Source organism: Actinomycetota bacterium (assembly GCA_035540895.1).
Lineage (GTDB): Bacteria > Actinomycetota > JAICYB01 > JAICYB01 > JAICYB01 > DATLFR01.
Map to the genome: position 1 here is coordinate 1 of DATLFR010000050.1, position 2759 is coordinate 2759.

Annotated in this window: 4 protein-coding genes; 3 read left to right on the forward strand and 1 reads right to left on the reverse strand. The window is 70.4% G+C overall.

The annotated features are described in order from the left end of the window. Positions 1–181, forward strand: a 181-nt coding sequence (gene groEL / locus VM840_02650) for a chaperonin GroEL (protein HVL80475.1), incomplete at its 5' end; no start/stop codon positions are given. Positions 182–235: 54 nt separating this feature from the next. Here the strand turns inward: groEL and VM840_02655 are convergent. After that, positions 236–634 carry a hypothetical protein gene (locus VM840_02655; protein ID HVL80476.1) on the reverse strand — a complete coding sequence of 133 codons (399 nt, stop codon included), beginning with the start codon at positions 632–634 and terminating at the stop codon, positions 236–238. Positions 635–759: 125 nt separating this feature from the next. Between VM840_02655 and VM840_02660 the strand changes: the two genes are divergently transcribed. Both VM840_02660 and cysC read left to right on the forward strand, forming a co-directional pair. Then, entirely contained in the window at positions 760–2145 is a 1386-nt protein-coding gene (locus VM840_02660) for an alkaline phosphatase family protein (protein HVL80477.1), read from the forward strand. After that, positions 2142–2741 (forward strand): adenylyl-sulfate kinase, encoded by a 600-nt coding sequence (cysC, locus tag VM840_02665; protein HVL80478.1) that lies wholly within the window; start codon positions 2142–2144, stop codon positions 2739–2741. Before VM840_02660 ends, cysC begins: the two co-directional genes overlap by 4 nt. The last annotated feature ends 18 nt before the right edge of the window (positions 2742–2759 follow it).

Below are 2759 nucleotides of genomic sequence, written 5' to 3' on the forward strand. Positions count from 1 at the left end.
CGAGTGGGGGGACCTGCTGGCTGCCGGCGTCATCGACCCGGCGAAGGTGACGCGCTCCGCGCTCCAGAACGCGGCCTCGATCGCGGCGCTCGTGCTGACCACCGAGAGCGCGGTGGTCGAGCGTCCCGAGGAGGAGGACGACGCGGCCGCGGCCGGCGGCGGTCACGGCCACATGCACTGAGCCCGCACGCTCGCGGAACACGACGAGGGGCCCTTCGGGCCCCTCGTTGCGTGCTCAGACGATCGGGTTCTCCTGGCCGGCCCGGGCCAGGCCCCACGCCATCGCGAGCGCCAGGGCCCAGGTGAGCGCGGCGAAGATCCACCACGGCCAGGCAGCCGCACCCGGGGGGAGGTCGAAGGCCGCGTTCAGGATCGCGATCGTCCCGAGCCCGGCCGCGAGCAGTGCGAAGGCCCACGTCCACCACCAGAGCTGCTCCACGCGGTGGCCGACCATCACCATGAACAGCGAGAGGACGAACGCCTGGACGCCCACCACCCGGATCCAGGCGTACTCGACGTACGGGGGCTGGCCGAGGAGCGTCGACATCACGAACGCGGGGACGACGGCGAGCGCGAGGCCGACCACGGCCCACAGGAGAGCCTGGAGGTAGAGGAGGCGCTTCAGCAGAGCCATCGCCCTATCTTGCCCGGCGAGGACGGGCGACGGAAGCAGCATTGGGGAGCGCACCGCCCAGCGGCTAGAATGGCCCGGTCGGCGCAGCCGCGCCGACGCCCACCACCTTCCGACGAGGATCGCGCATGACGCAGGGACCGAGGATCGCCGTCATCGGCCTGGACTGTGCCACCCCAGCGATGCTGTTCGACCGCATGGCGGAGGAAGTGCCGACGATCTCGCGTCTCCTCGGGTCCAGCCTGTGGGGCGACCTCGCCTCGATCACGCCGCCGATCACGGTGCCCGCGTGGGCGTGCGCGATGACGGGGAAGACGCCTGGCCAGCTCGGCATCTACGGGTTCCGCAACCGCAAGGACACGACCTACGAGGGCCTGTCGATCGCGACCTCGCAGGCCGTGCGCGAGCCCGCGGTCTGGGACCTCCTCGGCGAGGCGGGGAAGCGCTCGCTCCTGATCGGCGTGCCCCCGGCGTACCCGGTGAAGCCGGTCGAGGGCTGGCGCGTCTCCTGCTTCCTCACCCCGCCCTCCGCGACCTCCTACACCTGGCCGCCGGAGCTCGCGGCCGAGGTCGAGGAGGAGGTCGGCGAGTACATCTTCGACATCCCGAACTTCCGCCAGCAGGGGCCCGAGCACGTCCTCGAGCAGACGCACGAGATGACGAAGCGACGGTTCAGGGTGGCGCGCCGGCTCGTGAAGACGAAGCCGTGGGACCTGTTCATGATGGTCGAGATGGGGATGGACCGCCTCCATCACGTGTTCTGGCACCACTGCGACCCGGAGCACCCCAAGTACGAGCCCGGGAACCGGTTCGAGACCGCCTTCCGGGACTATTACCGACTCGTCGACGCGGAGGTGGCATCCCTCCTCGAGGTCCTCCCCGACGACGCGATCGTGATCCTGATGTCGGACCACGGCGCGCGCGCGATGAGCGGCGGGGTCTGCTTCAACGACTGGCTGATCCGCGAGGGCTACCTCTCGCTGACCGAGCGCCTCGAAGGCCCGACACCGGTGGCGAAGGCTCCGATCGACTGGTCGAAGACCGTCGCCTGGGGCGACGGCGGCTACTACGGGCGCCTGTTCCTCAACGTGAAGGGGCGCGAGCCGGAGGGTGTCGTGGACCCGGCGGATTACGAGCGGGTGCGCGACGAGATCACCGCGAAGCTCGAGGCGATGGATGGGCCCGACGGGCGGCCGCTCGGAACGACCGTCCACCGTCCCGAGAACCTCTATCCGGAGGTGCGTGGGGTCGCGCCCGACCTCCTCGTGTACTTCGGCGACCTCGAGTGGCGCTCCGTCGGCACCCTCGGGTTCGGCGAGATCTTCACCACCGAGAACGACACGGGCCCCGACGGCGCGAACCACGACAAGCTCGGGGTCTTCGCGATGAGCGGGCTGCCGGGGCTGAAGCCCGGGCGCGTCGATGGCCTGCGCCTGATCGATACCGGACCGACCCTGATGAAGCTCTTCGGCCTCCCGATCCCGGTGGGCGTCGAAGGAAGGAGCATCCTGTGACCGATACCTCGCAGTGGGTGACGACGACGAAGCACTACGGGCCCGAGCCGGCCGAGCGCGGCTTCACGGTGTGGTTCACCGGGCTCTCGGGCTCGGGCAAGTCCACGCTGGCCGAGATGCTGGCGGCCGAGCTCGAGGCACGGGGCACGCGCTGGGAGCTGCTCGACGGCGACGTCGTGCGGCTGAACCTCTCGAAGGGGCTCGGCTTCTCCAAGGAGGACCGGGACACGAACATCCTGCGGATCGGATGGGTGGCCGAACGGCTCACCTACCACGGCGCGGCGGTGCTCGTCTCGGCCATCTCGCCGTACCGCGCGGCGCGCGAAGAGGTCCGCAAGAGCATCCCGCGGTTCGTGGAGGTGTTCGTCAGCTGCTCCGTCGAGGAGTGCGCCCGCCGCGACGTGAAGGGCCTGTACCAGAAGGCGTTCGCCGGCGAGATCACCGGGTTCACCGGCGTCGACGACCCGTACGAGGAGCCGGAGTCGCCCGAGGTCGTCGTGCGGACCGATGAGCAGAGCCGGGAGGAGTGCCTCCAGGCGATCCTCGACGCGCTCGCCGAGCGCGGTCTCATCGAGGACGCGCGCCCGCGCGTCTAGTCGACCCGTTCGGCGAAG

What these genes read in the sequence shown, in the direction of transcription:
- VM840_02655 (HVL80476.1), bottom strand. Translation starts at nt 634, where the DNA reads ATGGCTCTGCTGAAGCGCCTCCTCTACCTCCAGGCTCTCCTGTGGGCC.
- VM840_02660 (HVL80477.1), top strand. Translation starts at nt 760, where the DNA reads ATGACGCAGGGACCGAGGATCGCCGTCATCGGCCTGGACTGTGCCACC.